Source organism: Ectothiorhodospira shaposhnikovii (assembly GCF_016584105.1).
Taxonomy (GTDB): domain Bacteria; phylum Pseudomonadota; class Gammaproteobacteria; order Ectothiorhodospirales; family Ectothiorhodospiraceae; genus Ectothiorhodospira; species Ectothiorhodospira shaposhnikovii.
The window spans coordinates 1-2,311 of record NZ_NRSM01000076.1; the positions used below are offsets into that span (position 1 = coordinate 1).

General features: G+C 59.0%; 5 protein-coding genes. 3 read left to right on the forward strand and 2 right to left on the reverse strand.

Annotated elements, in window-relative coordinates:
• Positions 1–189: transposase (locus CKO35_RS17405; protein WP_200173378.1), on the reverse strand; the 189-nt coding region annotated here is incomplete at its 3' end.
• A gap of 206 nt (positions 190–395) precedes the next feature.
• Positions 396–566, reverse strand: coding sequence for a hypothetical protein (locus CKO35_RS18625; protein ID WP_200177372.1), 171 nt, complete (start codon positions 564–566; stop codon positions 396–398).
• A gap of 348 nt (positions 567–914) precedes the next feature.
• Between CKO35_RS18625 and CKO35_RS18630 the strand changes: the two genes are divergently transcribed.
• The 3 genes from CKO35_RS18630 to CKO35_RS17425 form a co-directional block, all read left to right on the forward strand.
• The gene (locus CKO35_RS18630) at positions 915–1,289 is read left to right on the forward strand and encodes a sigma factor-like helix-turn-helix DNA-binding protein (RefSeq protein WP_200177373.1); all 375 of its coding nucleotides are present in this window, start codon (positions 915–917) and stop codon (positions 1,287–1,289) included.
• Positions 1,290–1,337: 48 nt separating this feature from the next.
• Positions 1,338–2,102: a 4'-phosphopantetheinyl transferase superfamily protein gene (locus tag CKO35_RS17420; RefSeq protein ID WP_200177374.1), complete on the forward strand. Its 765-nt coding sequence runs from the start codon at positions 1,338–1,340 to the stop codon at positions 2,100–2,102.
• A gap of 20 nt (positions 2,103–2,122) precedes the next feature.
• A partial coding sequence (locus CKO35_RS17425) for a transposase (RefSeq protein ID WP_200177375.1) occupies positions 2,123–2,311 on the forward strand: 189 nt, incomplete at its 3' end.

Genomic DNA, 2,311 nt, shown 5'->3' on the forward strand with positions numbered 1-2,311 from the left:
CTGGTCCTCCTGTTGGTCATGCTGGGGAGATTGCCGCTCACGTTCCTTGCGCAACCACCGATCCAACAGGCTGCGATTGATTCCCAGAGACCGGGCAGCTTCGGCCACCCCATACCCCTGGCGCTCAACCAACGCCACTGCCTCAGCCTTGAATTCCGCCGTGTATCGACGTCGTGCCTTCTTGCTCATGAACACCTCCAATGCATAGCCTACGAGGGCTTAACGGGGTGTCCGCTACAATTGGACCACTTCACCAGTAGGTGACGGCATGCTCGCACATGGAAGGACGATGCAACACGGGGAGCCCCAGGCGGTGATACGACGTGCGTATCAACCGGCAATCCGCGAGGGTCACCGCTTTTCCGCTGAGAAGCACGTGTTGACGATATTGGCGCTCACTGGCTAGCCGAATCGTGTCCATGGCGTTGTTCCAGTTGCCACAGCCGGGCATAGTAGCCTCCCTGGGACAGCAGCCTTGCGTGCTGGCCCTGTTCCACCAGCCTGCCTTGATCCAGTACCAGGATGTGATTGGCCAGGGCGATGGTGCTGAGCCGGTGTGAAATCATCAGAAAGTAGGCGCTGGCTTCATCGGCAGTGACATGTCCTGGACCGACGCTTACGAATCCGACAACTTCAACTATCCACATACCCGGGTTGACAGCACAGCGCTGTGGGGAATGCGAGTGGGTGTACGCAACGAGCATTTCACCCTGTCGCTGGTAGGAAAGAACCTGGCTGACCGGAAATATGCGATTCTGCGAGCGCCCGGGTCTCCGACGGGAACCTGTGGACGCCGGGTGAGCGGTGTACGGTGATGCTGATTGGAACAGTGAACTTTTAAGCGGTTGCTGCGAGTGCGTTTCAGGCAAACCCACTTGGCAGACGACGGCATCATGCAGGAGGTTTGGTTGCGCATGCAGCGGATTGAGGATGAAACGGCCATTAAGCAACCCCGTGATTTTTTGTTGCGCATGGCGATCAATCTGGGCGTCGACATGCTTCGCCGCGATCAGGTTCGACAATTCTACGAGGGCCGCTTTGCCAGCAGTGGCGATGTCGACAATGGTGAACTGACCCCGGAACAGCTGTTGATTGAGCGGCAGCGCTTGTGTTGTGTCTGGCAGGAAATACAGGCCCTGCCCGAGCGTTGCAAGGATGCCTTCATGCTGAGCCGCTTGCATGGCTTGAGTTATCCGAGCATTGCCAGGCATTTTGGCATCAGTGTTTCCATGGTCAAAAAACACATCATGGAAGCCCTGCGGCGCTGTCACAGCGCCGAGGCTGGATGAGTCGTGTGCCTTGCGCAGAGTGAACCGGGAGCAACAACAAGCAGGATCGTGGTTCATGCCCTGGAGACCCTGGGGGTGGCAACCCCCAGGGTCTTGCTGGCTTTGCTGGCTCCCTGGGAGCAGGCACGGGCGCGGCGTTTTATTCACGACAGCGACAGGCGTGACTATGTTTATGCGCATGCACTGCGTCGCGTGTTGTTGTCAGAGTGCTTTGGTGGTGCCTGGCAGGACTGGGACTTTTCTCGCCGGGCGGGAGACAAACCCCGCATCCTGAATGCCTTGCCGGGCAAGCGACCTGGCTGCAGCCTGAGCCATACCCGGGGCGGTGTGGCGGTTGCCGTCAGCACGGACCGCGACATCGGTGTTGATCTGGAAAACCAGGGCCGTTCATCTCTGGATGAGGCGCTGATCCCCCTTGTCTGTACCGCCAGTGAAAGCCGGGAATTGGAAGGGCTTAGTCCCGCGGCAGTCCCTGCACGTTTGCTGCAACACTGGGTGCGCAAGGAAGCGCTCTCGAAAGCCTCTGGCCACGGGCTTGCACTGCCATTCAATGCGTTAGGGTTTGACAGGCAGGGGTGGCTGCGAAAGCATGATAAACTGCCGTCTTTGTTGCTGGAAAGAGGCGCACGAGTCTGGTCCTTGCCGGCTTGGCCGGGCGCTGAACTGGCCCTTGCGGTACTCGACCATGGTCCGGTAGTGATCCAGATGCGATGGGAACCTGCGGAAGCCTGGCTGGAACGGCTCTGCGCTTGTTGCCGCCGGATGGGTATGAAGTGGTCCAATTGTAGCGGACACCCCGTTAAGCCCTCGTAGGCTATGCATTGGAGGTGTTCATGAGCAAGAAGGCACGACGTCGATACACGGAGGAATTCAAGGCTGAGGCAGTGGCGTTGGTTGAGCGCCAGGGGTATGGGGTGGCCGAAGCTGCCCGGTCTCTGGGAATCAATCGCAGCCTGTTGGATCGGTGGTTGCGCAAGGAACGTGAGCGGCAATCTCCCCAGCATGACCAACAGGAGGACCAG